Annotated in this window: 28 protein-coding genes and 4 tRNA genes; 20 read left to right on the plus strand and 12 right to left on the minus strand. The window is 58.0% G+C overall.

What is annotated here, in order from left to right; all coding sequences use genetic code 11:
* Positions 1-744, plus strand: a complete 744-nt coding sequence (locus K3757_RS10115) for a DsbA family protein (protein ID WP_259995279.1) — start codon at positions 1-3, stop codon at positions 742-744.
* A 52-nt stretch (positions 745-796) separates the two neighbouring features.
* Here K3757_RS10115 and K3757_RS10120 read toward each other — a convergent pair whose 3' ends face one another.
* Entirely contained in the window at positions 797-1,669 is an 873-nt protein-coding gene (locus K3757_RS10120; RefSeq protein ID WP_259995281.1) for a glycosyltransferase family 2 protein, read from the minus strand.
* A gap of 78 nt (positions 1,670-1,747) precedes the next feature.
* On the opposite strand from K3757_RS10120, the gene K3757_RS10125 reads away from it, so the two are divergent.
* Entirely contained in the window at positions 1,748-2,560 is an 813-nt protein-coding gene (locus K3757_RS10125) for a hypothetical protein (RefSeq protein ID WP_259995282.1), read from the plus strand.
* Positions 2,561-2,612: 52 nt separating this feature from the next.
* On the opposite strand, the gene K3757_RS10130 is transcribed toward K3757_RS10125, so the two are convergent.
* The 7 genes from K3757_RS10130 to lon all read right to left on the minus strand — a co-directional run bounded on the left by K3757_RS10130 (position 2,613) and on the right by lon (position 7,407).
* Positions 2,613-2,689 (minus strand) — tRNA-Asp (locus K3757_RS10130).
* Positions 2,690-3,223: 534 nt separating this feature from the next.
* A tRNA-Asp gene (locus K3757_RS10135) sits at positions 3,224-3,300 on the minus strand.
* A 6-nt stretch (positions 3,301-3,306) separates the two neighbouring features.
* A tRNA-Val gene (locus tag K3757_RS10140) sits at positions 3,307-3,382 on the minus strand.
* Positions 3,383-3,423: 41 nt separating this feature from the next.
* Entirely contained in the window at positions 3,424-3,999 is a 576-nt protein-coding gene (locus K3757_RS10145; protein WP_259995283.1) for a histidine phosphatase family protein, read from the minus strand.
* 81 nt (positions 4,000-4,080) lie between these two features.
* A tRNA-Val gene (locus K3757_RS10150) sits at positions 4,081-4,155 on the minus strand.
* Between the two features lie 64 nt (positions 4,156-4,219).
* On the minus strand, positions 4,220-4,681 hold the full coding sequence (locus K3757_RS10155) for an HU family DNA-binding protein (protein ID WP_259995284.1): 462 nt from the start codon (positions 4,679-4,681) through the stop codon (positions 4,220-4,222).
* 314 nt (positions 4,682-4,995) lie between these two features.
* Positions 4,996-7,407, minus strand: a complete 2,412-nt coding sequence (gene lon, locus K3757_RS10160) for an endopeptidase La (protein WP_259995285.1) — start codon at positions 7,405-7,407, stop codon at positions 4,996-4,998.
* Between the two features lie 329 nt (positions 7,408-7,736).
* Here lon and pcaF point away from each other — a divergent pair, with 329 nt between their 5' ends.
* From pcaF to K3757_RS10205, 9 genes are all read left to right on the plus strand, one after another.
* Complete coding sequence (gene pcaF, locus K3757_RS10165) at positions 7,737-8,942, plus strand: 3-oxoadipyl-CoA thiolase (RefSeq protein ID WP_259995286.1); 1,206 nt, start codon at positions 7,737-7,739, stop codon at positions 8,940-8,942.
* 3 nt (positions 8,943-8,945) lie between these two features.
* The gene (paaA, locus tag K3757_RS10170) at positions 8,946-9,938 is read left to right on the plus strand and encodes a 1,2-phenylacetyl-CoA epoxidase subunit PaaA (RefSeq protein WP_259995287.1); all 993 of its coding nucleotides are present in this window, start codon (positions 8,946-8,948) and stop codon (positions 9,936-9,938) included.
* A gap of 43 nt (positions 9,939-9,981) precedes the next feature.
* A complete protein-coding gene (gene paaB / locus K3757_RS10175) occupies positions 9,982-10,281 on the plus strand; it encodes a 1,2-phenylacetyl-CoA epoxidase subunit PaaB (RefSeq protein WP_259995288.1) in 300 nt (99 codons plus the stop codon).
* Entirely contained in the window at positions 10,281-11,039 is a 759-nt protein-coding gene (gene paaC / locus K3757_RS10180; RefSeq protein ID WP_259995290.1) for a 1,2-phenylacetyl-CoA epoxidase subunit PaaC, read from the plus strand. Before paaB ends, paaC begins: the two co-directional genes overlap by 1 nt.
* Positions 11,036-11,494 (plus strand): 1,2-phenylacetyl-CoA epoxidase subunit PaaD, encoded by a 459-nt coding sequence (paaD, locus tag K3757_RS10185; RefSeq protein WP_409202544.1) that lies wholly within the window; start codon positions 11,036-11,038, stop codon positions 11,492-11,494. Before paaC ends, paaD begins: the two co-directional genes overlap by 4 nt.
* A 7-nt stretch (positions 11,495-11,501) precedes the next feature.
* Positions 11,502-12,569, plus strand: a complete 1,068-nt coding sequence (paaE, locus tag K3757_RS10190) for a 1,2-phenylacetyl-CoA epoxidase subunit PaaE (RefSeq protein ID WP_259995293.1) — start codon at positions 11,502-11,504, stop codon at positions 12,567-12,569.
* The gene (locus tag K3757_RS10195; protein ID WP_259995294.1) at positions 12,559-13,335 is read left to right on the plus strand and encodes a Phenylacetic acid catabolic protein; all 777 of its coding nucleotides are present in this window, start codon (positions 12,559-12,561) and stop codon (positions 13,333-13,335) included. Before paaE ends, K3757_RS10195 begins: the two co-directional genes overlap by 11 nt.
* The gene (paaZ, locus tag K3757_RS10200; protein ID WP_259995302.1) at positions 13,335-15,374 is read left to right on the plus strand and encodes a phenylacetic acid degradation bifunctional protein PaaZ; all 2,040 of its coding nucleotides are present in this window, start codon (positions 13,335-13,337) and stop codon (positions 15,372-15,374) included. Before K3757_RS10195 ends, paaZ begins: the two co-directional genes overlap by 1 nt.
* A gap of 73 nt (positions 15,375-15,447) precedes the next feature.
* Positions 15,448-16,317, plus strand: a complete 870-nt coding sequence (locus tag K3757_RS10205) for an aldose 1-epimerase family protein (RefSeq protein WP_259995303.1) — start codon at positions 15,448-15,450, stop codon at positions 16,315-16,317.
* A gap of 149 nt (positions 16,318-16,466) precedes the next feature.
* Here the strand turns inward: K3757_RS10205 and tgt are convergent, their stop codons facing one another.
* Positions 16,467-17,594: a tRNA guanosine(34) transglycosylase Tgt gene (gene tgt, locus K3757_RS10210; RefSeq protein ID WP_259995304.1), complete on the minus strand. Its 1,128-nt coding sequence runs from the start codon at positions 17,592-17,594 to the stop codon at positions 16,467-16,469.
* A 108-nt stretch (positions 17,595-17,702) separates the two neighbouring features.
* Here tgt and K3757_RS10215 point away from each other — a divergent pair, with 108 nt between their 5' ends.
* From K3757_RS10215 to K3757_RS10250, 8 genes are all read left to right on the plus strand, one after another.
* Complete coding sequence (locus K3757_RS10215; RefSeq protein WP_259995305.1) at positions 17,703-18,596, plus strand: SPFH domain-containing protein; 894 nt, start codon at positions 17,703-17,705, stop codon at positions 18,594-18,596.
* The gene (locus K3757_RS10220; RefSeq protein ID WP_259995306.1) at positions 18,596-18,871 is read left to right on the plus strand and encodes a hypothetical protein; all 276 of its coding nucleotides are present in this window, start codon (positions 18,596-18,598) and stop codon (positions 18,869-18,871) included. The genes K3757_RS10215 and K3757_RS10220 overlap by 1 nt, the downstream gene beginning before the upstream one ends.
* Before the next feature lie 154 nt (positions 18,872-19,025).
* Complete coding sequence (locus tag K3757_RS10225) at positions 19,026-19,772, plus strand: aquaporin (protein WP_259995307.1); 747 nt, start codon at positions 19,026-19,028, stop codon at positions 19,770-19,772.
* A gap of 104 nt (positions 19,773-19,876) precedes the next feature.
* Positions 19,877-20,239 carry an SUF system Fe-S cluster assembly protein gene (locus K3757_RS10230; protein WP_259995308.1) on the plus strand — a complete coding sequence of 121 codons (363 nt, stop codon included), beginning with the start codon at positions 19,877-19,879 and terminating at the stop codon, positions 20,237-20,239.
* 125 nt (positions 20,240-20,364) lie between these two features.
* Positions 20,365-20,973 carry a hypothetical protein gene (locus K3757_RS10235; protein WP_259995310.1) on the plus strand — a complete coding sequence of 203 codons (609 nt, stop codon included), beginning with the start codon at positions 20,365-20,367 and terminating at the stop codon, positions 20,971-20,973.
* Between the two features lie 42 nt (positions 20,974-21,015).
* A complete protein-coding gene (locus K3757_RS10240; protein WP_259995312.1) occupies positions 21,016-21,738 on the plus strand; it encodes a DUF3307 domain-containing protein in 723 nt (240 codons plus the stop codon).
* A gap of 54 nt (positions 21,739-21,792) precedes the next feature.
* On the plus strand, positions 21,793-22,155 hold the full coding sequence (locus tag K3757_RS10245; protein ID WP_259995314.1) for an iron-sulfur cluster assembly accessory protein: 363 nt from the start codon (positions 21,793-21,795) through the stop codon (positions 22,153-22,155).
* Complete coding sequence (locus tag K3757_RS10250) at positions 22,152-22,481, plus strand: TfoX/Sxy family protein (RefSeq protein WP_259995316.1); 330 nt, start codon at positions 22,152-22,154, stop codon at positions 22,479-22,481. The genes K3757_RS10245 and K3757_RS10250 overlap by 4 nt, the downstream gene beginning before the upstream one ends.
* On the opposite strand, the gene K3757_RS10255 is transcribed toward K3757_RS10250, so the two are convergent.
* Positions 22,478-23,104 (minus strand): HD domain-containing protein, encoded by a 627-nt coding sequence (locus K3757_RS10255; protein WP_259995317.1) that lies wholly within the window; start codon positions 23,102-23,104, stop codon positions 22,478-22,480. The two genes, K3757_RS10250 and K3757_RS10255, sit on opposite strands and share 4 nt — an antisense overlap.
* Entirely contained in the window at positions 23,101-24,024 is a 924-nt protein-coding gene (locus K3757_RS10260) for a 2-oxoglutarate and iron-dependent oxygenase domain-containing protein (RefSeq protein WP_311201726.1), read from the minus strand. The genes K3757_RS10255 and K3757_RS10260 overlap by 4 nt, the downstream gene beginning before the upstream one ends.
* Positions 24,025-24,125: 101 nt before the next feature.
* On the opposite strand from K3757_RS10260, the gene tpiA reads away from it, so the two are divergent.
* Complete coding sequence (tpiA, locus tag K3757_RS10265; protein ID WP_259995318.1) at positions 24,126-24,875, plus strand: triose-phosphate isomerase; 750 nt, start codon at positions 24,126-24,128, stop codon at positions 24,873-24,875.
* Between the two features lie 83 nt (positions 24,876-24,958).
* Here the strand turns inward: tpiA and K3757_RS10270 are convergent, their stop codons facing one another.
* Positions 24,959-26,335 carry a TRAP transporter large permease gene (locus K3757_RS10270; RefSeq protein WP_259995319.1) on the minus strand — a complete coding sequence of 459 codons (1,377 nt, stop codon included), beginning with the start codon at positions 26,333-26,335 and terminating at the stop codon, positions 24,959-24,961.
* Between the last annotated feature and the right edge of the window lie 2 nt (positions 26,336-26,337).

A 26,337-nucleotide genomic window follows, 5' to 3' on the forward strand; every position in this document is an offset into this window, starting at 1 on the left:
ATGAAACGCCTTATCGCAACCACCGCCCTTCTGGGCAGCCTCGCAACAGGCGCATTTGCTGCCGACCTCAAAGAAATGACAGATGCCGAGCGGGCATTGTTCCGCGCCGAAGTTCGGTCCTATTTGATGGAAAATCCCGAAGTCATCATGCAAGCTGTCGAAGTTTTGCAGCAGCGTGAACAACAGCAACAGCTGCGCGCCGACTTTGATCTGGTCACCGAGAACGCCGAGGCAATCTTTAACGACGGGTATTCTTATGTTGGCGGCAATCCGGAAGGCGACATCGTGTTGGTCGAATTCCTGGATTATCGCTGTGGCTATTGCCGCAAGGCCCACGACGAAGTCGCTGAATTGCTTGAAAAAGACGGCAATATCAAACTGATCGTGAAAGAGCTGCCAATTCTGGGCGATGCGTCTGTGCTGGCCTCTCGCTTTGCCGTGGCGGTCAAACAGGTGGCGGGCGACGAGAGCTACAAAGCCGTCGGCGATGCGCTGATGAGCTTTAAGGGCGACGTCACGATGCCTTCGTTGCAACGTCTGGGCAAGACCTTCGGTCTGGACATGGAAGCGATCGAAGCACGTATGAACAGCGACGAAGTCACTGCCGAGATTTCACAAACCCGTGCGCTGGCCAGTGTTCTGGCAATCACAGGCACGCCGACGTTCGTGATGAAGGATGAAATGCTGCGTGGCTACCTGCCACTGGAGCAGATGCAGGCGATTGTTGCTGACAAACGCGGCTAAATGACAGACGGGCCGTTGCTGCAATCTGTGGCAACGGCCCAAGTGCGGATTGCTAGATCGCGCCGATAAACCGTTCCGGTAATTGATACTGTGTGTCAAACTCGGGCCGGTTGAATTCATAATATCCCGTTTCACCGCGCGCTTTGAACGAACGGTGCATCCGCTTGCGGATAAAACCCAGATTAAACCCGTCTACCAGTTTGCGCTCTGCGAAGCCTTCAAAGATTGCGCGGTCTTCGCCGCGTGCCGATGCAAACCAGTGCCGCCCTATTGACGTTCCTTTGATGTCATCACCCATCTCTTGCGTCACCGAATTACGTCGATCCATCGCGCCATTGTACTGGTCAAAGTCGCAGAACTTCAGGTGAAACAGATACAGCTCATCCGGCGTGTGCAACTTCGGATACTGGGAAAAATGCCCGCCCCGCGAAATCTTGGCCGCGGCCGATACCACGCAAGGTTTCGAGTAATGCGGCGCAGGACGCACATAGCGACGTGGCCCGATGATGTGATCCCCAATGGCATCAGGTTCAATATCAATGCGGTGGATCACCTCCAGCCCCAAAGGGGTTAGCACGCGCTTCTCTGGTGCAGCCTCAAGATACTCTAAAAGGGTCATACCCTTGTCCGGGTCCACCACCACCAGTTCATCCACATCGCCGACCACCACATGGCGGTAATACTTGCGCAGGCCGCCGACCAGATTGTTCAGAAGGCCCCAGCGTTTGACATCGAAATTCTTGTGCGGATCACCGGGGATGCCGATGATGTTGCAGCCCGCTGCCAGCTCGGCCACTTCCGTGCCGTAGCCGTGATTGATGACATAACAATTCTGGCGGCCCAATGTGTCGCCGTAGTGCTTCAACCACGCTTTAAGAAAAAACGCGTCATCGCGCACCATTGTGACTGCCGCTGCTGTTTGCATGCCTCTTCCTTCTTTTCTTTCCCCGCCAGAGCCTACACACTGAGGGTTGCACCAGCACTAAGCCGCGAGAGACAAAAAATGACAATGGCCCACGCCACCGACCCTTCCGGATTTAGTGAATTCTGTGCGCAAATGGCACCGGAGATGCGCGCAACGGGTTGGTATTTCCACAAAGCAGGCGATGGCCCCTTTGACCGTTTTCAGGTGCTTGGGGAACGTGGCTGCGGCACAAACATTATCCGCAAGACAGTTCAGGACGCGCTGACAATCAAACGAACCGAGGCATTGGGTTGGAAGCACGCCGTCCCCGCGATGATCGCCCTGCCCCCTGGCTTTCTGACCATCTGCGCTGTGCGTGCGCCGGACAAATGGGCGCATTCGTTGTACAAGCGCCCGTGGCACGCAACAGCCGAGGTTCAATCCCGCAGCTTTGCAGACTTCCTGCGCGCACCGTGGGATTCCTACGTAGACAAGCTGGGCCATTTTGACGGGATCGCCCCGCGCCTGCAGCCCCTCGGCCACACGCTCCAATGGGACCGTCACCCGATCACCGGCGCACCCTACGAAAACATCTTTGCGATGCGGAACCTCAAACACCGCGCCCTGATGTCCCTGCCCGCCCGCGGAGGTTCTGTTGCCTATGTGTCGCTTGATGCGTTCAACGCGGACCCTCAGGGCTTTCTGAAGGATCTGAGCACACATTTCGGGCTGAGCCCGACCAAGCAAGGCTATAGCCCTGTAGAGCGGCGCATGGGCAACCGCTGGACACCCGAAGTAGAAGATCGCGCACCAGCGCCAGATGTTTGGAATGATAAAGATACCGCATGGATGCACAGCCAGCTTGATGCCCGGATTGAAGCGGCTCTGGGCTTCCATTCTCCGGCTGCCTGACACACAGGAAACAAAAAAGGCCTCCCGAAGGAGACCTTTTTCAAAGCAGCGGTGGCGCGGTTGACGGGGCTCGAACCCGCGACCCCCGGCGTGACAGGCCGGTACTCTAACCATCTGAGCTACAACCGCCCGCTGCATCTCCTCCGGCGGTTGCCGTCGAAGCGTTTGAGCGGGATAGGCCACAGGGTGATATGCGTCAAGAGCTTAGTTGACAGGTTCTGCGATTTCTTTTCAGTTTGTCTGCAAACGCGATCAGACTTGGTCGCCTCTCAGGTCAAATGCCGATCAATCGGCGGTCGTGAAAGTTGCGTGGCAACGGCATCACAGGCCACTGAAGCGTCCATACATGTGCATCCGTGTTCCCCCGCAAATCAGCTTGCAGACGGGTCCGGGCCCGCTTTGTCCGTGTGGTCGTGATAGCCGAACCAGACGCCTTCGCGACCTCTGCTCTGGTAAGGTTTGGGAAACTGACGTGTCTCACTCGCAGCATAGGTTTCCGTGCCGCCCATCGGCACCACCAGCCTTGATGCGATTTCAAAACTACAAGTGATTCCAAGGCAGCCACGGGAAAGGACGCATATGAAAAGCCCGGCCCGACGCACACGCTCGAACAAGTACTAAGCCAACAGCCGTACAGGTTGAAACAAAGTTGAATTGGGAAAGTGGCGCGGTTGACGGGGCTCGAACCCGCGACCCCCGGCGTGACAGGCCGGTACTCTAACCAGCTGAGCTACAACCGCGCGATATGGTGGGTCGTGAGAGACTCGAACTCCCGACATCTTCGGTGTAAACGAAGCGCTCTACCAACTGAGCTAACGACCCGTGAGCGCGGGTTTAGACAAACAAATCAGCCATGGCAAGCCTCAATCGAGACGTTTTTGCACAGTATTTAAAACATGGTAGATAACACCCTGCCCACCACCCATATTTGCAAGGTTCGCACGGCCTTTTCCGGTCGCAACAGCGCGTATCATACGTGACGTAATGCCATGGGTCACAAGCACCGACGGGCCTGTGAGAGACGATAAAAAGCCCATACAGCGGGTTTCAAGGGCCTCAAATCCCTCCCCTTGGGGGGCGTCTTCGTAAAAATCCAGCGAGTCAGCAGTGCCGAGGTCGATCAGCCCCTGCGCCGCCAGATCTGATTTCATTCTACCGGCCCAGTCACCCATGCCGATTTCACGCAAGCGCGGGTCAGTGTGCACCTCCTCAACCTGCCGCGAAAGGGCGATCGCCGCTGTCTCTACGGCGCGGCCCTGAGGGCTGCTGAATATCCGGAAGTTCCTGAGATCAATTCCGGCCAGAATCTCGGCCTGCCGCGCGGCTTGCTTGCGGCCCAATGCATTCAGCGGAGAATTGTAGGCACCCTGAAAGCGCCCTTGTGCGTTCCATTCTGTTTCACCGTGCCTGAGCACATAAAGTTCTGGATAAGATGTCACCGGCAAGGTCCTGAATTTGATGCGTTATTCGAAACGGCGCTTGCCGCGCAGATCGGTAGTTCAAGAATTTTTCAAGAAGGGTGGTGGGTGATAAGAGATTTGAACTCCTGACATCTTCGATGTGAACGAAGCGCTCTACCACTGAGCTAATCACCCGCTGACGGGGAGATAACTTTTTATGCCCCCCGCGACAAGGGGGGCATAGTCGCCGAAACGGGCGTTATTGCGCGGCTGTTGTCGACGTAGGGTCTGATTGCGCATCACTCGCAGATGGCGCCGCGTTAAGCCGGGCTGTTTTCTGGCGCAGCTTAAGCACCAGCGCGCGACCGTCGGACAGCTCCTTACCGCGCTGTACCTTCAATTTGCCCAGAGGCTGAAGGTCCATCTCACGTTGTTCAGCAAAAGCGTCCCCCAAGACAGCCAACATGGCCTCTACGACGGGCTTAACATCTTTCTTCTTCATCCCGGAGCGTTCGACCACCAGATCAAACAGCTCTTTCTTGCGCAGCTCATTGCTGACAACAACGGGGGTCAATGTTTCGACCACGGTTGGCTCTGCCATCGTGGATTTGGGCGTTTTGGAAATATCGATTTCTGTCACTGGTGCGGCCTTGGGTGTCTCCACCTTGGTCTTGCTTGCGGCTTTATTCACCGCTGTCTTTGACTTTGTAGATGTTGGCATGGATTTTCCTGCTCTGCTGCTCGTTTATTATTATGTAATAGGAAGGTTAACAGAACAGCAGTAAAAAATCCAGTCGGTCGGGTGACGCTCTATATTTCACGTGACACTGTTGTTTGCCACTCCCTGCAACGCGAGAACGCAATCCTTATCTATGTTGGGCAAATTGTACGAGTGATTGGTGCGCTGAGCGTTGCCGGCGGTCAAACCCTCACAACGATCCGACGGGCCAATCGACAGTCGATCGCAGAACCGGACCCACCGCACATAAACAAAGCGCCCCGCAGATTCCTGCGGGGCGCTTCCGATTTCACCGGTTAGTGTGCTGTGGCAGTATCACCACCGGCGCGCTTTGCCGCCAGCGCTGCCGCAGCTGCGGCCTCTTCTGCGGCTTCGTCCCATTCCACGGGTTGTGGTTTGGATACCAGCGCGTGCTCCAGCACTTCGGACACATGGCTGACCGGAATGATGGTTAGCCCTTCTTTGACGTTGTCGGGGATGTCCGGCAGGTCTTTTTCATTCTCCTGCGGGATCAGGACAGTAGTGATCCCCCCGCGCAGTGCCGCCAACAGCTTTTCTTTCAAGCCACCGATCGGCATTGCATTCCCGCGCAAGCTTACCTCACCTGTCATGGCGATATCCTTGCGGACTGGTATCTTGGTCAGCACCGACACAATGGACGTGACCATGGCCAAACCGGCAGACGGTCCGTCCTTTGGCGTTGCACCGTCAGGCACGTGCACGTGGATGTCGATGGTATCGAACACCGGCGGCTTCACCCCGATCTGAGGCGAGATGGAGCGCACATAAGAGCTTGCCGCGTCGATGCTTTCTTTCATCACATCGCCGAGCTTACCTGTGGTCTTCATCCGGCCCTTACCAGGCAGACGCAAAGCCTCAATGTGCAGCAATTCGCCACCGACCGACGTATAGGCAAGGCCTGTCACAACCCCGATCTGGTCCTCTTTCTCGGCCAGGCCATAGCGGTGCTTTTGCACACCAAGGAACCCATGCAGGTTATCCCCTGTCACAACGACGCTCTCGACCTCTTTGCGCACGATCTGGGTCAGCGCTTTACGCGCCACCTTTGCGATCTCACGCTCAAGGTTCCGCACGCCCGCTTCGCGAGTGTAATAGCGGATCATGCCCGTCAAGGCGCTATCCTCGATCTTGAACTCTTTGGCTTTCAGGCCGTGGTTCTTGATCTGCTTTTCAACCAAATGCTGCTTGGCGATCTCGCGCTTTTCATCCTCGGTATACCCCGAGAGCGGAATGATCTCCATCCGGTCCATCAGCGGACCAGGCATGTTGTAGCTGTTGGACGTGGTCAGGAACATCACATTGCTCAGGTCATATTCGACCTCGAGGTAGTGATCGACAAACGTGCCGTTCTGTTCCGGATCAAGCACCTCAAGCATGGCTGATGCAGGGTCGCCACGGAAATCCTGACCCATCTTGTCGATTTCATCGAGCAAGATAAGCGGGTTCGTGGTTTTCGCCTTTTTCAGCGCCTGAATGATCTTACCGGGCATGGAGCCGATGTAGGTCCGGCGGTGGCCACGGATTTCACTCTCGTCACGTACACCCCCAAGGGAGATGCGAATGAATTCGCGCCCCGTTGCCTTGGCTACGGACTTACCAAGCGACGTTTTACCCACACCTGGAGGGCCCACAAGGCACATGATCGGGCCTTTAAGCTTGGTCGAGCGTTGCTGCACCGCGAGGTATTCAACAATGCGCTCTTTGACCTTTTCCAGACCGTAGTGATCGGCGTCCAGAATCGCTTCGGCTTTGCCGAGGTCCTTCTTGACGCGTGATTTAACGCCCCACGGGATAGACAGCATCCAGTCAAGGTAATTGCGCACAACAGTAGCCTCGGCAGACATCGGGCTCATGTTCTTGAGCTTTTTGATCTCGGCGTCGGCCTTTTCCTTGGCTTCCTTGCTCAGCTTGGTTTCGGCAACACGCGCTTCAAGCTCGGCCACTTCGTTCTTGCCGTCTTCGCCATCGCCCAGCTCGTTCTGAATGGCCTTCATCTGCTCATTCAAATAGTATTCGCGCTGGGTTTTCTCCATCTGCGTTTTCACGCGGGTTTTGATCTTTTTCTCGACCTGCAGCACAGACAGTTCACCCTGCATCAGGCCGTAAACTTTCTCAAGCCTGTCCGATACGCTGAGCGTTTCCAGAAGATCCTGCTTTTGCTCGACCTCGATGCCCAAATGGCCAGCGACCAGATCCGCAAGACGTGCAGCATCAGAGGCTTCGCTGACAGCTGTCAGCGCCTCTTCTGGCACATTCTTTTTGACTTTTGCATAGCGCGTGAACTCGTCCGCGACCGACCGCAGCAGGGCTGTGGTTGTGTCTTCGTCGCCCGGCATCTCTGTCAGATACTCGGCACGTGCTTCAAAGAAGCTATCGTTTTCAAGGTATTCGGTGATGCGCACACGCGCCTGACCTTCAACCAGCACCTTCACGGTGCCATCTGGCAACTTCAACAGTTGCAGGACATTCGCCAGCACACCGGCTTTAAAAATGCCATCGCTGTCAGGATCGTCGATACCGGGGTCAATCTGGCTGGACAGCAGAATCTGCTTGTCATCGGCCATGACTTCTTCCAACGCGCGAACGGATTTTTCGCGGCCCACGAACAATGGGACAATCATATGAGGGAATACGACGATATCGCGCAACGGAAGTACGGGATAGCTCGCGTTCAGAGGCTCTTGCATGCTCATTTCCTTATCTTGGCAAAACGGCTTTAGTCCCTCTTCGAGGCAACGTTTGGGCCGTTTCCTGTATGGGTAGGTATTTGTGCACCCTACCCGCCTGTTTCAATGGGGGCCTGCGTTTCTGCAGGCGTTTTCCCTAACATGGCGCGATCCCCCATGCTCGGCAACTGCGGATTGGCACAAGTTTTTGAGAATTTGGGTGGTTGGCTGCGGTTTTCCGCCATTGCGTTACTTTTTGATGCGCATCATGCAAGAACATGTAACATATATCTTGAAAACCTATGAGTTATAGAGTAGGCAATGTAACAAGACTTGATGGGAGATCACGAATGGCCGACGCCTTTATCTGCGACGCAGTCCGCACACCAATCGGGCGCTATGGTGGCGCACTTTCCTCTGTTCGCGCAGACGATTTGGCAGCAACCCCGCTGGCCGCACTTATGGCGCGCAACGCAAGCGTGGACTGGGCACGGGTAGATGATGTTGTAATGGGCTGCGCAAATCAGGCGGGGGAAGACAACCGCAATGTGGCGCGCATGGCCGCGCTGCTGGCTGGCCTGCCCGTAGATGTGCCGGGAATTACAGTAAACCGCCTGTGTGCCTCGGGTCTGGATGCTGTGGGGGCAGCGGCACGCGCGATCCGCGCAGGCGACATGGATTTGGCCATTGCTGGCGGTGTGGAAAGCATGAGCCGCGCACCCTTTGTGATGCCAAAGTCCGAAACTGCCTTTGGCCGGGCCAACGCTGTCTATGACACAACCATCGGCTGGCGTTTCATCAACCGGAAAATGAAAGAGATGTTTGGCGTCGATTCGATGCCCGAGACAGCGGATAACGTGGCCGAAGACCACGGCGTTAGCCGCGCCGATCAGGATGCGTTTGCCCTACGCTCCCAGCAACGCTGGGCAGCAGCGGATGCCGCAGGGGTATTCGCAGAAGAGATTACGCCAGTCACCATTCCACAGCGCAAAGGTGATGCGCTGGTGGTCGACCGCGATGAACATCCCCGTCCCCAGACAGACGCTGCGGCCTTGGCCAAGCTGCGCGGGATCAACGGCACAGACAAGACGGTGACAGCGGGCAATGCGTCCGGCGTGAATGACGGTGCTGCGGCAATGCTGATCGCGTCCGAGGCGATGGCCAGCCAGCAAGCGCTCAAACCGATGGCCCGTGTGGTCGCTATGTCTGCCGCAGGGGTGGCACCGCGCGTGATGGGCATTGGCCCCATTCCGGCGGCGGAAAAGGTTCTTGCCCGTGCGGGCCTGACCATCGACCAGATGGATGTGATTGAACTGAACGAGGCATTTGCCTCTCAGGGGATTGCAACGCTGCGTGCCTTGGGTGTCGCGGATGATGCGCCTCACGTGAACGCCAATGGTGGCGCCATCGCTATCGGCCACCCGCTGGGCATGTCCGGCGCGCGGCTGGTGCTGACAGCCGCCTATCAACTGCAACGTACCGGGGGCCGCTATGCGCTTTGCACCATGTGTGTGGGCGTGGGCCAAGGGGTTGCACTTATTCTTGAAAGGGTCTGAGCTATGTATGCACAAATGATCAAGTCCACGGGTCAGGGGGTGAAAACCCTCGACGAGATGGAGCCGCAAGAGCGGGCCTTTCAGGAGCGCATTGATGCCAACGGCAAGATCGAGCCGAAAGACTGGATGCCAGATGGCTACCGCAAAAACCTGATCCGCCAGATCGGCCAGCACGCACATTCGGAAATCGTGGGCCAGCTGCCTGAGGGCAACTGGATCACCCGCGCGCCAACGCTTGAGCGCAAGGCGATCCTGTTGGCGAAAGTTCAGGACGAAGCGGGCCATGGCCTGTATCTTTATTGCGCTGCGGAAACGCTGGGCATTACTCGCGACGAGATGTTCGAGGCGCTGAACGAAGGGCGGATGAAATATTCGTCGATCTTCAACTATCCGACGCTGACGTGGGCCGATATGGGCGCTGTGGGCTGGCTGGTAGACGGTGCTGCGATCATGAATCAGGTGCCCCTTCAGCGAACATCATATGGCCCTTATGCCCGCGCTATGGTACGGATTTGTAAGGAAGAATCCTTTCACCAGCGTCAGGGTTTCGACATCATGATGAAGATGTGCAACGGCACGGACGCCCAGAAAAAGATGGCGCAGGATGCGCTGAACCGCTTCTGGTACCCGTCACTGATGATGTTTGGTCCGTCGGACAAAGACAGCGTTCATTCCGCCCAATCCATGGCGTGGAAGATCAAGATGAACACCAATGACGAGCTGCGCCAGAAGTTCGTTGATCAGACCGTGCCGCAGGCCGAGTACCTTGGCCTGACCGTGCCGGACAAGACGCTGGAATGGAACGACGAAAAGGGCGGCTATGACTTTGCCGAACCCGACTGGAACGAGTTCTTTGACGTGCTGTCAGGCAACGGCCCGTGCAACCACGACCGCCTCGATACACGCAAGAAAGCGTGGGAAGACGGTGCTTGGGTCCGCGAAGGCATGCTGGCCCACGCGGCCAAGAAACGCGCAGCCAAGATGGCAGCTGAATAACGGCTCCGCCTACGCGGTGCCCTTTCACTCAGGAGTTTAAAACATGACCCAACCCAAAAGAACGGGCGAATGGCCCCTGTTTGAGGTCTTTATTCGCGGCCAGCACGGGCTGAGCCACCGCCACGTGGGCTCGCTGCACGCGCCTGATGCGGAAATGGCGATCAAGAACGCCCGCGATGTCTATACCCGCCGCAACGAAGGCGTGAGCATCTGGGTCGTTGAGGCCGAGGCCATTCATGCCTCCGCCCCCGGTGACAAAGAGGCGCTGTACGATCCCGCCAATGACAAGGTCTACCGCCACCCGACCTTCTTTGATGTGCCTGACGAAGTGGGCCACATGTGATGGCAAACGACGCATTGTTCCAAACCCTGCTTCGGTTGGGAGATAACACCTTGGTTCTGGGCCACCGCGTTTCAGAATGGTGCGGTCGCGCGCCTGTGCTGGAAGAGGACATTGCCCTTGCCAACACCGCGCTGGATCTCATCGGGCAGACACAGATGTGGCTCGGCTATGCTGCCGAGGTTGAGGACGCTGGCCGCTCCGCCGATGATCTGGCGTTTCTGCGTGATGTCTGGGATTTCCGGAACATCCTGATGCTGGAACGGCCCAACGGCGATTTCGGCTACACCATCCTGCGCCAGTTCCTGTTTGATGCCTATCACCGCCTGCAGTTGACAGCCCTTGCCCAATCCACCGATCCGCGCATCGCCGAAATAGCGGCGAAGTCTGTCAAAGAGGCGACCTACCATCTTGAACGGTCCGCCGAGACAGTCATCGCTTTGGGCGATGGCACGCCCGAGAGCCACGCAAAAATGCAGACCGCGCTTGAACTGCTCTGGCCCTACGCCGGTGAGATGTTCGAAGCTGACAGCGTGGACGCAGAGATGGCAGCCCAAGGCATTGCCCCCGATCCCGCCAGCCTGCGCGCTGATTGGGATGCATCGGTTCGGGCAACACTGACCGAGGCGACCTTGCGCATACCCGAAGACAACTTCGCGCATAAAGGTGGTCGTACAGGGGCCCGCCATACAGAGCATCTGGGCCATATGTTGACCGAAATGCAGTGGCTCCAGCGCGCCTATCCCGGTGCGAACTGGTGAAACCTGACGTCCAAACCATCTGGAACTGGCTGGATCAGGTGCCTGATCCGGAAATCCCCGTCATCTCGGTGGTCGATCTGGGCATTATCCGCGATGTGACGTGGGACGGTGACGTGCTGGAGGTGGCCATCACGCCGACGTATTCCGGTTGTCCCGCCACGTCGATCATCAATCTGGATGTTGAAACCGCCCTGCGTGACCGTGGCCTGACCAACATCCGGCTCAAGACCAAACTGTCACCACCGTGGACCACCGACTGGCTTAGCGCCAAAGGAGCGGCCAAGCTTGAGGAATACGGGATCGCCCCGCCCTCACCCGCTGGTGGTCCGTCCCGCTGCCCGCGCTGCCAATCAACCGACCTCGAAAAAGTGAGCCAGTTCGGCTCAACCCCCTGCAAGGCCCACTGGCGCTGTCTCAGCTGCCTTGAGCCTTTCGATTATTTCAAATGTATCTGAGGGACTTATGGCCCGTTTCCAACCACTGACTGTCACACATATCCACAAGACCATCCGCGATGCCGTGGTGGTCAGCCTTGCCGCGCCGGAGGGGGCGGCGTTTGATTTCGTTCAAGGCCAATACCTGACCTTCCGGCGTGAATTCGACGGTGAAGAATTGCGCCGCAGCTACTCCATCTGTGCGGGGGTCGACGACGGTATCTTGCAGGTCGGGATCAAACGGGTTGAGGGCGGTGCCTTTTCAACGTGGGCGAACGAGAGCCTGCAAGTGGGTGACACGCTAGAGGCCATGCCGCCACAGGGCCGGTTCCATACCCCGTTGGATGCCGACGCTCACAAGCACTATCTGGGCTTTGCCGGTGGGTCCGGTGTGACGCCCGTGCTGTCGATATTGCGAACCGTCCTGGCACGCGAGCCGCACTCCCGCTTCACGCTGGTCTACGCCAACCGCGCAGTCAGCACGATCATGTTCCGCGATGAACTGGAAGACCTCAAGAACACCTATATGGGCCGCGTGAACGTGATCCATGTATTGGAGGCGGATGCGCAGGACATCGACCTGTTCACCGGCCGTGTGGACGCCGAGAAATGCGCGCAGCTGTTCAGCCGCTGGATTGATATCGGATCAGTCGACACCGCGTTTATCTGCGGGCCGGAACCGATGATGCTGGGCATTGCTGCAGCGCTACGCGATCATGGCCTGAGCGATGAGCAGATCAAGTTCGAGCTTTTCGCCTCTGCCCAGACGGGGCGCGCGAAAAAGCCTGCGGTGTCTACAACAGCAGCCCAAAGCGGTGACACCACACAGGCCTCTGTTACAATGGACGGAGCCAGCCGCAGCTTTGTGATGCCGCGCGATCAAAGCCTGCTTGACGCGGCCTTGGCCAATGCGCTGGACGCCCCCTACGCCTGTAAGGCTGGCGTATGTTCCACCTGCCGCGCGCGCGTCACCGAAGGTGAGGTCGAGATGCACACAAACCACGCGCTTGAAGATTACGAGGTTGCGGCGGGATATGTGCTGACCTGCCAATGCTATCCGCTCAGTGAAAAGGTGGCCTTTGACTATGACCAGTGATCACACCCCCATGCCAATCGAGGACTACCTTGCAGAAGGCGGCAAGCTGACAGCGCCCGAAAATGTGCCGCCGCGCTACCGCGCCGAACTGATGCGGCTGATGGCTATCTTTGTGGATAGTGAACTGGCAGGCGCTGCAGGCTTTGCAGGGCTTATCAACGGTGCGCCCGGCGTAACCGAACGCATCGCCTCGGCGCGTATTGTGCTTGAGAAAACCCAAAACGCAGAGCGCATCCTGCGCGTCATGGCCGATTTCGGCACTGACTCGGATCGCTACGCAAACAGCCACCCGTGGGAAGACCGCCTGCCCCGCGAAGCCCCCATCGGTGCGCGCCGTAGCTATGAAGACATGCGTTTGCCAGTGTTCAACGCGCCGTTTGACGGTTGGGCCGATGCCGTGGTCATGAACCTGCTGATGGGTCTGGCGGCAGGTGTTTTGCTGCACGATTACCGCAGCCTGTCTTATCAGCCGCTCGCCGAAACCTTCCGCGAGATTGAGCCCGTAGAGCAAGCACACACTGATCTTGCGCGCGAAGGACTAGACACATTGGTAGAAAGCGGCGCGGACCTCCAATCTTCGGTCGATTACTGGTGGCCGCGTGTCGCCGCCAGCTTTGGCACAGGTGATCAGGGCCGTGATGCGCGGCTGCTGAACTTCGGCCTACGCAGCAGCAGCAACGACGATCTCCGCGCGGCTTGGACCAAGGCCGCAGCCGGTGCGCTTGGCGCTCTGAAACTTAACGCTCCCAGCGACAGGACTGCCTGATGATCCTTTCCGACATCCCCTCTTTTGCCGCCGGTAGCTGGATAGCTCCTGATAGCAGCGCACGCCCCATCGCCTGCGCCATTACCGGTGAAACCATCGCACAAGCCGGCAACAGCAGCCTCGATGTGGCTGGCATGCATGCCTATGCCCGCGATGTGGGCGGGCGAAATTTGCGCGCACTCACCTTTCATGACCGCGCCCGCATGCTCAAAGCGCTGGCGCTGCATCTGACAGAGCACAAACAGGCGCTGTACGATCTATCCTTCCATACAGGCGCGACCCAGTCAGACCATGCGTTCGACATCGACGGCGGCATCGGCACCATGTTCGTTTTCGCCGCCAAAGGCCGCCGCGAAATGCCTGATGCGCAGGTCTATCTTGACGGAGATCTGGAGCAGTTAGGCCGCAACGGAAGCTTTATGGGTCAGCACGTTTGTGTTCCCCTCCAAGGGGTTGGCATCCACATCAACGCGTTCAACTTCCCGGTCTGGGGCATGTTGGAGAAATTCGCGCCCACCTTCCTTGCCGGTTTGCCCAGCATCGTCAAACCGGCCACCGCCACCTGCTACGTGACGCAGCTATGTGTGAAACTGATGCTCGACAGTGGCATCCTTCCCGAAGGCGCGCTTCAGCTGATTTCGGGTGGTGTGGGCGATCTGCTTTTACACACGGATGCGCAGGACGTGATCAGCTTTACCGGCTCTGCCGACACTGCGCTGATGCTTCGCGCGACGCCACATTTGCTGCAAAACGCCGTGCGTTTCGTGGCCGAGCAAGACAGCCTCAACGCGTCGGTTCTGGGGCCGGATGCTGCCCCCGGCAGCGCCGAGTTCGATCTGTTCATCAAAGAAGCCCACCGCGAGATGACGACAAAAGCGGGCCAGAAATGTACCGCCATCCGCCGCATCATGGCCCCTGCTGCCCATGTTGAAGCGGTGATTGAAGCGCTTTCGGCGCGGTTGTCCAAAACGGTCATCGGCGATCCGCGTGATCCGGCCACGCGCATGGGGCCAGTGGTCAGCGCGTCTCAACGTGACGATGTTCTGGCTAAGGCAGCGATGTTGGGCACCGAGGCCGAGCGCGTCTTTGGGAATCCCGATGATTTTAACGTCGTCGGCGCTGACCGTGACAAGGGCGCGTTCCTGCCACCGATGCTGTTTCACTGCGCCGATCCCGATGCGGCCGAACGTCTGCATGACACCGAAGCCTTTGGTCCTGTCAGCACCGTTATGCCCTACCGCGATGCAGACCACGCAATCGCCCTGCTCAACCGCGGCAAGGGCTCGCTTGTGGCATCGGTCATCACCCGCGACGGGGATCTCGCACGCGAGATGGTGCTGGGGGCGGGTCCGTGGCACGGGCGGCTATACTTTAACAACAGCGACTCCATGTCCGAGAGCACCGGCCACGGCGCCCCAATGCCACACATGATCCACGGCGGTCCGGGCCGTGCAGGCGGCGGAGAAGAGCTAGGCGGAGTTCGTGGCGTCATGCACTATATGCAGCGCACGGCCGTTCAGGGCAGCCCCGATATTCTGACTGCTGTTGGCCAGCGTTGGGTGCCGGGCGCAACCGAGCACACAGGCGGCCCGCACCCATTCACCCGTACATACCACCAGCTGCAACTGGGTGAGACCCTTTACACCAAGAGCCGCAAAGTAACCTTGCAAGATATTGAAACCTTTGCGCATTTTACGGGCGATACCTTCTATGGCCACATGGATGAAGACGCGGCGAAAGCAAATCCGTTCTTCCCCGGTCGTGTGGCGCACGGCTATCTCTTGCTCAGCTTTGCGGCGGGTCTGTTCGTGCAACCGGACCCCGGCCCTGTGCTGGCCAATACCGGCCTTGCCAATCTCAACTTCATGAAGCCCGTCTCACCTGACGACAGCATCAAAGTGCGTCTGACGGTCAAACAAAAGACCCCGCGGACGGCTGATTACGGACAGGTACGCTGGCACGTAACCGTGACCAATCAGGAGGATGAAACAGTCGCTGAATACGAGCTGTTCACCATGAACACCTACGTGGATTCCTGATTAACCCGAGACAGTAATGACGTAGCCTCTTTGGCCGTATATGCTGCTGGGTGAAATTTCGGGAAACAGGCTTATGACAACGGCATTCTTGCACAATGACATGCTGAACCTCGAGGTTGCGGCCTTAGGGGCCGAAATGCAGTTCTTGCGCACGGCAGACGGGGATAATCTGCTGTGGCACGGGGATGCTGCCTTTTGGACCGGACGCGCGCCTGTACTTTTCCCCATCGTCGGGCGGGCCGTTGACGATACGGTCGAGGTAGAGGGCAAAAGCGCCCACATGCCGCAACACGGGTTTGCCCGCCGCAGCCTATTTGCATTGGAACAGCACAGCCCCACGATGTGCCGCCATTTGCTTACCGACACCGAAGAAACCCGCAAGGTCTATCCCTTTGCCTTTGCGCTGCGTCTGACCCATGAACTGATCGGCACCACGCTGCACATCACCGCTGAGGTCCAGAACGAAGACACACGCCCGATGCCGTTCGGCTTCGGATTTCACCCTGCGTTTTGCTGGCCTCTCCCCAATGCCGCTGGCGTCCCTCACCGCATCACGCTGGCTGGCGGCGGCTCCCCCGACAAGCGCGCGATCGAGCACGGTTTACTGCGCCCCGAGCCGCTTGCCGGTCCCTTTGTTGACGGTGATCTGGTGTTGCGGAAAGAACTGTTCGACGACGGAGCGCTGGTGTTTCCAAACAGTACTGACGCGCTGCGTTACGGGCCGAAATCCGGCCTCGCGCTTGATTTCCAGTTCGAAAACCTTCCTGATCTTGCACTGTGGCAACCGGTCGGCGCGCCGTTCATCTGTGTCGAGCCTTGGCACGGCACAGCATCTTATATTGCAGATGGTGCCGAAATCTCGCAACGCCCGAACGCCATCATATTGGCCCCGAAAGAGGTCTCAACCTTCCGCTATTCCGTCACTGTTAGCGGCCTGTCTTAAGGCAGGCATTTGACACCGAAAACAGCGACACCTTCGGGTGACAATCCAGACCGCTTCATGCCGCGCGTTATCATCGCTGCTTTGGGTCTTCCTAAAGCTGTATCCTTGCTAAGGCCCTTTTTTTACGCGGCATCTGCCCCCGACCTGAATTACAACGGATCAATATCGCCTTGCGCGCGGGTGCTGTGGAAATCCGACTGCCACGCAGCAAAGGTGCCTGCCCCGATAGCATCGCGCATGCCTGCCATGATGTCCTGATAATACCGCAGGTTATGCCATGTCAGCAGCATGGACGAAATCATCTCTTGGCTGCGGAAGACATGGTGCAGATAGGCGCGGGAATAGTTCTGGCAGGCCGGACAACCGCAGTCTTCGTCCAGCGGACGCGGATCATCAGCGTGACGGGCGTTTTTGATATTCAGCACCCCCTTGCGGGTAAATACCTGCCCCGTGCGACCAGACCGTGACGGCAGCACGCAGTCCATCATATCAATGCCTCGGGCCACGGCGCCGACGATGTCATCAGGCTTGCCCACCCCCATCAGATAGCGCGGCTTGTCCTGTGGCAATTGTTCCGGCGCATAGTCAAGGCAATCAAACATTGCTTCCTGCCCCTCACCTACGGCAAGGCCACCAACGGCATACCCGTCAAAGCCGATCTCGCGCAGCGCCTCGGCGCTTTGCTGGCGCAGGTCTTGCTCAAGCCCGCCCTGCTGAATGCCGAACAGCGCATGACCGGGCCGGTCGCCAAATGCCTCGCGCGACCGTTTTGCCCACCGCATCGACAGCTCCATACTGGAGGCGATGCGATCACGGTCAGCCGGCAGCGCGGGGCATTCGTCAAAACACATCACAATGTCCGAACCCAAAAGCTTTTGAATCTCCATCGAGCGTTCCGGCGTGATCTCGTGCTTGGAGCCGTCGATGTGGCTTTTGAAGGTCACGCCACGTTCGGTTAATTTGCGCAGGCTGGCCAGTGACATCACCTGAAAACCGCCGGAATCCGTCAGGATCGGACGATCCCAGTTCATAAATTTGTGCAGGCCACCCAGACGGTCGATCCGCTCTGCCGTGGGGCGCAGCATCAGGTGATATGTGTTGCCCAGCAAGATATCGGCGCCGGTTTCACGGACCGATTCAGGCATCATCGCCTTGACCGTGGCAGCGGTTCCCACGGGCATAAACGCAGGCGTGCGGATTTCACCGCGCGGCGTGTTGATCTGCCCCGTCCGTGCGCGCCCGTCCGTGGCATCGATCTGATAAGAAAATCCGGTCATTGCAGAGCCCTCGCAGAGTTGTTGCGCTGCCCTACCGCAGCGGCTTGCGTCTTGCAATCAGTGCGTTTCCAACACACATTGAGTTCAACTTACATAAGGAACGGCACTGTGCCCATCGAAGAACTTCTGCTGAACGTTTTGCAAAGCAATCTGGGCTGGCTATTGCTTGCGCTGGTGCTGGTCATCGTGGTCGTCAAAGCCGTGCGGATCGTGCCTCAGTCCGAACAGCATGTGGTTGAACGCTTTGGCCGTTTGCGCGCGGTTCTGGGGCCAGGGATCAACCTGATTGTCCCGTTCTTTGATAAGGTCGCCCACCAGATTTCCATCCTTGAGCGCCAGTTGCCTACCGCGTCCCAAGACGCGATCACCCGTGACAACGTTCTGGTGCAGGTGGATACATCCGTTTTCTACCGCATCATTGAGCCTGAAAAGACAGTTTACCGTATCCGCGATGTCGACAGCGCCATTGCCACCACGGTGGCCGGCATTGTCCGCGCTGAGATCGGGATGATGGACCTTGACGAAGTGCAGGCCAACCGATCTGCGCTGATTGCGACGATAAAGACAAACGTCGTGGAATCAGTAGAAAACTGGGGGATTGAGGTCACCCGCGCCGAAATTCTGGACGTGAACCTGGATGCCGCCACCCGCGCCGCGATGATGCAGCAGCTGAATGCCGAACGCGCACGCCGCGCACAGGTGACCGAAGCCGAAGGGTCAAAACGGGCGGTCGAACTTGCCGCTGATGCCGAACTTTACGCCTCCGAGCAGACGGCGAAAGCGCGCCGTGTGCTGGCAGATGCCGAAGCCTACGCCACGCAGGTTGTTGCAACCGCGATCAACGAAAACGGGCTAGAGGCCGCACAATACCAGATTGCCCTGAAACAGGTCGAAGCGCTTGGCTCTATGAGCAGCGGCAGCGGCAACCAGACCATTGTTGTCCCTGCCGACGCGCTGGCGGCCTTTGGTGATGCCTTCAAATTGCTCAAGGGTCGCGGGTGATGGACGGTTTGCTGCACATCTGGTGGGTCTGGCTTTGCGCGGCGCTTGCGCTGGCCTTGGTTGAACTTGTGGTCCCTTCTTCGATCTTTCTGGGATTTGCGCTGGGCGCTCTTGCGATGACTGTTGTGGTCGGCTTGGGGTTGCTCTCCAACACCTCGGCGCTGCTGGCACTGTTCGCGGCGCTGTCATTGCTCGCGTGGATCGTGCTGAAACGGGTGTTCAAGAACCAGTCAAGCGGTGCACGGGTCGTTACCCGCGATATCAACGAAAACTGAATTTAGCGAAATTTATGCGTGAAAGCAGGGCGATTACCCCATTTCGGGGGAGAAATGCCGTGTTTCTCCCTTATCCACAACCAAACAGGTTCGCCAATGTAGAATTGGCAGCGGCAAATCGCCGCGCTCAATTTACTGTTTGGGGAAGATTAACATGCGCAAATATATTGCAGAGGCAATCGGAACATTCGTTCTTGTTTTTTTCGGAGTAGGCTCTGCCGTGCTGGCTGGAGGCGGCATCGGCATCGCGGATTCAATCTCTATCACCGGCATCAGCTTTGCCTTCGGTATCTCGGTGGTTGCTATGGCCTATTCCATTGGCCAGATTTCCGGTGCCCACCTTAATCCTGCTGTTTCAATGGGTATGCTTGTTGCCGGTCGCATGACGGTTAAAGAGTTCGGCGGTTACGCTGCATTCCAGATAGTGGGTGCCACTGCTGCCGCTGCGACGATCTATATCATGGCAACCAATTCTGCAGGCGGATACGATATCGCCACCAACGGATTGGGCCAGAACGGCTGGGGCCCCGATTATGGCGGCGAATTCTTTATGATTTCGGCCTTCCTGTTCGAAGTCATTGCCACTGCGGTGTTTCTTGTTGTGATCCTTGCCGTCACGTCAGAGACAGGCAATGCTGCGATGGCAGGTCTGGCGATTGGCCTGACCCTGACCATGATCCATCTGGTTGGCATCACAGTGACCGGCACCTCTGTAAACCCTGCCCGCTCAATCGGGCCTGCGCTGTTTGTCGGTGGTACGGCGCTGTCGCAACTGTGGCTGTTTATCCTTGCGCCGCTGATCGGCGGCGCATTGGGCGGCGTTTTGCATCAGGCACGCATCACCGGCACGTCACCTGCGGATATCGAAGCGTCAACACCTCTCGCCTCGCCCGAGCTTTGATCAAATGAAATTCCCGTTGGGCCTGTCGATCATTTCGGCAGGCCCTCTGGACGCCGCCTCCCGCAATCCATATATAAATAGTCAAGTTTATGAATGAGGCGCAGATGACCAATTCAACACCCCCTCTCGAAGGCACACCACTGATTGCGCCTTCCAGCACGGACCACCCGCTTTACGAGCAGGTCGTGGAGGCATGTAGATCGGTCTATGACCCTGAAATTCCAGTGAATATCTATGAACTTGGCTTGATCTATACAATCGATATCAATGAGGCGAACGAGGTCGCGATCAAAATGTCGCTGACCGCACCGGGGTGCCCCGTTGCGGGTGAGATGCCCGGCTGGGTTGCCGATGCGGTAGAGCCGATTGCGGGCGTCAAACAGGTCGATGTCGATCTGGTTTGGGAGCCGCCTTGGGGCATGGATATGATGTCTGACGAAGCCCGTCTTGAACTGGGCTTTATGTAGGCTTCACTACTGATGCATTGAACGGGCCGCCCTCTTTGATAAAGGGCGGTCCGTTTGCGTTGTTGCCCCTGTGCGCGCGGCCTGTCAAACTGGGCAAAAGACCAATGACACAGCAAGGGGCAGCAATGCAGAACTGGGCCGTTTTCACCGGTGATATCGTTCGTTCCGGCGATCTGGAGCCAGACGCATTGGCGCAGGTGTTCGACGCACTTGAAACAGCGGCGCAGAGCATGAACGACTGGCCTGAAGGATACAGCGCCTTTTCACGGTTCCGAGGCGACGGGTGGCAGATGGCCCTGCCCGTCCATTATGCCTTGCGCGGTGCATTGACCCTGCGCGCCGCCGTGCGTTGCACCGGCAAGGGCCGTGACACGCGGATTGGCATCGGGATCGGTGCTGGCAGCCTAAAAGACGGCGATCTGGCTGCCGCCGACGGGCCTGCCTTCGTTGCCTCCGGACGCGCGCTGGACGCGATCAATCGGGGCCCGCACATGTCAGCTCCTGACGCCCCAGCGGTGCTGCGCGTCGCCCTGCCACTGGCCGATATCATTGCGCAAGAATGGACCGCAAAGCAGGCGCAAGTGGTGCAACTCCTGCTGGCCCCCGCACCACCAACGCAGGACGAATTGGGCCACGCACTGGGTCGCAGCCGCCAGATGATCCAGAAACAGGCCAATGCAGCCGGAGTTGCCGGACTAATTGAAAGCTGTGAAGCTTATGAGGGCGCAAAATAGCCACCAAAATATATTGCAATACAAGAAAGCAACCATTTTTACATGAGCCTTCCCGTTATCCCGCTTCTGACGATCGAACTGCTGATCGCTCTTGTCACCGCCCACCTGTTGGCCGATTTCGTGTTCCAGACCACCTATATGGTCCTGAACAAACAGCGTCCCTGGATCATGCTGATGCACGGGCTGCACGTCTTTGCGCTGACAGCTCTTTTTTCAGGCGGTGCGATGCTCCTAAGCCTCGGGATCGCGCTTAGTCATGTCGCCATCGACACCATCAAGATCAAATTCGCCCCGGATACGCTGCGGACCTATCTGCTGGATCAGGCGGCGCATTTTGTGGTTCTGTTTATGGCCGTGGTCTGGCTGCCTGCATGGCTGATTGATCCATGGTGGCCCCCTCTATCGACCGACATGATCCAGATCGCACTGGTGGTCGCTGGATTTATCACCGCCACCATGGCTGGTGGTGTCGCTGTGGGCCATCTGATGTCACGCTATAAGTCCGACGCACAGCCTGAGGGGCTTGAGTATGCGGGCCGTATGATCGGATTGATGGAACGGGGTCTTATCTTTCTCATGGTCATGATCGGAGAGCCATCGGGGATCGGATTTCTCATCGCGGCCAAGTCTATTTTGCGCTTTGACACCGTCGCACGGGACCAGAAGATGAGCGAATACGTGATTATCGGCACGCTTGCGTCATTTGGATGGGCACTGGCCGCCAGTTTCGCCACCATCGCGACAATGCGCGCACTGGGATACTAACCTCTTGAGATTGTGCCCGCCCGCGCCTATCTATTGAAATGAAGGAGCACCCATATGTTCGGCATTCCAGGCAAGCAGGCGGTCACAATGACCGACAAGGCAGCAGCACAGATTATCAAACTGATGACCGCAAAGGGCCACGCTGGCCTGCGCATCGGCGTGAAAAAAGGCGGCTGTGCGGGCATGGAATATACCATGGAATATGTGGATGATGCCGATCCCAACGACGAAGTCGTTGAACAGGACGGCGCGCGTGTGATGATCGCTCCCATGGCGCAGATGTTCCTCTTCGGCACGCAGATTGATTATGAAACAACGCTGTTAGAGAGCGGGTTCAAGTTCAAGAACCCCAATGTGACAGAAGCATGCGGTTGCGGCGAATCCATTAAGTTTGACGAAGCACTTTTCGCCAAGTGAGCCTGACACAGGCCGATATGGCCTTTGCACGCGAGCTATTTGAAAACATCCCTGATCTAACCACCCGCCGTATGTTCGGCGGCATGGGAATCTATTGCGGCTCCCAAATCTTTGCGCTGCAACTGTCAGACGGTCGGGTGATGCTCAAGGCTGCGAAGGGCCCGTTTGCCGACCGGATGAAAGCGCTGGGCGGTGAGGAATGGACCTATACCCGCAAGAACGGGGCCGCCGCCTCCATGCCCTACTGGACGCTGCCGGATGCATATCTAGATGATCCCGAAGAAGCCTGCGCGCTGGCGCGAGAGGCCATGGCGGCACTTGGCTAGACGGCGATCTCGGATACCAGTTGGTCGCGGAAGCTTTTCATGAACGCGACGCGCTCCTGCGCCATCTCGCGCGCGGTGGCGGTGTTCAATGTCTCTGCCACACGCAACAGCTTTACCTCGAAATGATCCAGCGCATAAGCGCGGTCATCCAAGGCGCGCGATTGCGCCAACGGGTCCGCCCCGTGAAACAACGCGCCCCCCATCTGGCCAGACACATTGAAGCAGCGCGCGATCCCCAACGCGCCCAAAGCCTCAAGCCGGTCCGCATCCTGCACCACCTGCGCCTCCACGCTCTGCGCACGTAAGCCTGCGGAAAAACTATGCGCTTCAATGGCATGCACAACGGTGTTTATCTTTTCTTCAGCCATCCCTCTCCCCTCAAGAAAAGCGGCGGCATGGGCGGCAGAAAGCGCTGCGGCCTGTGCGCGGGCCGGATCATCCTTGGGCGGGTTCACGATGTCATGCAGGAAACACGCAGCCTCGATAACCTCAAGGTCGCCCCCCTCTATGGCCGCGATCCGGCGCGCCAACGCCCAGACACGGCGCAGGTGCCAGACATCATGCGCCCCGTCTACGGCCGCCCCCCAAACGCGCAAAACCTCGGCCTCATAGGCCGCGTTCATGACTTCTTAAGATGCAAATAGGTTTCCCCGAAACGGGCCGCCAAATGCTCTCCTGCCAGCACAACCTTGCCCGATCCGAGCGGCGCCACGTTGGTATCGTGGGAAGGGTTGAAGAACAGCGGCACAGATATCCGCTCGTTGCTGCCGCCGACGACGCGGTGCGGCGTGGCCCGCACACGCCCGTCGGTCCATGCCTCCATCATCTCGCCAAAGTTTATCACGAAGGTGCCCGGCTCGGCGCTGATAGGTATCCAGCCACCGCCCCGCTTGCGCACCTCAAGCCCCGGAGAGCCATCCGTGGCCAATAGGGTCAGGCACCCATAATCGGTATGGGTGGCAATGCCAAAATCCTTGGCACCGGCCCATGCAGGGCGCGACGGATAGTAATTGCCGCGCAGCAGAGCCATCGGCGTCTCGAAGCCTGCATCGAATGCATCGCGCGGCGCACCAATGGATTGCGCCACACCGCGCAGCACCGCCATCGCAACCTCACGCGCGTCATCGTAATAGGCGCTGATCACCTGCTCGAACCCTTCGGGCTGTGCAGGCCAGATGTTTGGCGCATAAACCGGCATCTGCGCGCGCGGATCATCTGCAGCCAGCCGAACACCACTGTCGAAATACTGCTTGTAATCGGGGTTTGCATCGGGATCGACCTGTTCGGTCCCCGCAGCCCCCCAGCCACGATTGGTCCCTGTTCCCGCCATGCTATATGGCTGTTTCGCGCTTTCGGGCAGTTTGAAGAAGGCGCGGTACATCTCGATCACTTCGTGCACGCGGGCCGAAGACAGCGCCGTGTTGTGAACGGTCGCAAATCCGACACCGGTGGCCGCTTCGCGCATGGCGTCAAGTGCGGCAGGGTCTTCGGCGCTGAGCGCTTGTAGATCGATAGACGGGATCATCGCCTTCTCCTTTATCATGTGGCTTCTTCCTACCGCGATGACCACGGCAATTCCAACCCTATCGTTGAAGTGCGCCACAGCCGGTGGTAGAGATCGGCAACCGGAATAAGGGGCACTAAATGCGACGCAAACTGGCAGCAGGTAACTGGAAGATGAACGGCACCGCGGCATGTCTTGCCGAATTGGGTGCCTTGCACAAAATGCTGCCAACGGCACCGCCCGAGGTTGTGATCTGCCCGCCCGCTCCACTGCTGTTCCGCGCCCATGAGGCCGCACGCGGCACCGGAATCGAGATTGGCGCACAGGATTGCCATATGGAGGCCAGCGGCGCCTTTACCGGCGATATTTCCGCGTCCTTGATCGCGGATACTGGCGCGCTCTATGTCATTGTTGGCCATTCAGAGCGCCGCGATGCACATGAAGAACGCGATCGAGATGTGCGCAAGAAAGCCAAGGCTGCTTGGGCCGCAGGCCTGACCGCCATCATTTGTATCGGTGAGACCCTTGAGGATCACGAAGCCAACAACACGCTCGACATCATTGCAGGCCAGCTTGCAGGCTCACTGCCCGATCAGATGACAGGCACCAACACCGTCATCGCCTATGAACCGATCTGGGCAATTGGCACCGGCAAGGTGCCGACACTGGAACAGATTGTCGAAGTGCATGATTTCATCCGTGCCAAGCTTGAGACACGCTATGGTGCGGATATCGCGGATATGGTCCCGCTGCTTTATGGCGGATCGGTCAAGCCGGACAATGCCGCGACCATCTTTCAGGCGGCCAATGTCGATGGCGCGCTGGTTGGCGGCGCATCGTTGAAGGCCGTTGATTTCGCGCCGATCATTCAGGCGCTAGCAGACAGCTAACGCCATATCCGAATATCTGGAAATGCAAAAGGCGCCGGACCATGCTTGGTCCGGCGCCCTTTTTACTGGTGCAGTGAACTGCTTTATCTGGTGATGATCTCTGGACCCATCATCAGCGTTGGCAACCACGTCGAGATGATCGGGATGTAGGTCACCATAATCAGGAAGACAAACAGCACGGCGAGGAACGGCAGCGCTGCGCGCACAACATTCATCATCGGCATGTTCGCCACGCCCGATGTCACGAATAGGTTGAGACCCACTGGCGGCGTGATCATCCCGATTTCCATGTTCACCACCATGATGATGCCAAGGTGGATCGGATCAATTCCAAGCTCGATTGCGATCGGGAAGACCAGCGGTGCCACGATAACCAACAGGCCCGATGGCTCCATAAACTGGCCACCAATCAGCAGGATCACGTTCACGATGACCAGGAACATCACCGGACCAAAGCCGGCATTCAGCATCGCAGCCGAGATTTGCTGCGGGATCTGTTCATCCGTCAACACGTGCTTCAGAATCAGCGCATTGGCGATGATAAACATCAGCGTGACCGTCAGCTTGCCCGCCTCGAACAAGGTGTCGCGCACATCGCGGTGGAAGAACACTGTGAGCAGCGCCTTGGGTCTCTGCCACAGGGCCAGATTGTTGCCGTCACCGGCCACGTGCAATGGCCCCATATCACGGTAGACAAAGTTGGCGATAAAGAAGGCATAGACCGCCGCAACAGCCGCCGCTTCGGTGGGCGTAAAGATGCCGCCGTAAATGCCGCCCAGAATGATCACGATCAGGAAAAGGCCCCAACCAGCTTCAAATCCGGAGGAGCGAACTTCGCCCCAGCCGCGCCATTCGCCTTTCGGCAGGTTACGGACCCGCGCAATGATGTAGATTGTCACCATCAGCATCGTACCGGCCAACAGGCCAGGAATGACGCCCGCAAGGAACATCCGCCCCACGGACACATCCGTTGCCGATGCATAGACAACCATCACAATGCTGGGCGGGATCAGGATGCCCAAGGTGCCTGCAACCGCAATGACACCCGCGGCGAAATCCTTTGTATAGCCGACTTCGCGCATACCCACGATGACGATAGACCCGATCGCCACCACAGTGGCCGGAGACGAACCGGAAAGCGCGGCAAACAGCATACAGGCAAAGACGCCTGCAATCGCCAGACCGCCAGGCAAATGCCCGACCAGCGCGATGGAGAAGCGGATGATCCGCCTTGCCACACCGCCTGTGGACATAAACGACGACGCAAGCACGAAGAACGGGATTGCAAGCAGCGTATAGTGCCCCGCCATCGCCTGAAACAGCGTCTGCGCAATAGAAGCCAGCGAAGTATCGGACAGCACCAGCAAGAAGATAATGGAGGACGTCCCCAGCGAGATCGCGATTGGAACACCAATCAGCATCAGGCCGATGACCATCATAAATAGGACTACAACTTCCATCC

This window comes from Sulfitobacter sp. S223, from assembly GCF_025143825.1.
Classification (GTDB): Bacteria; Pseudomonadota; Alphaproteobacteria; order Rhodobacterales; family Rhodobacteraceae; genus Sulfitobacter.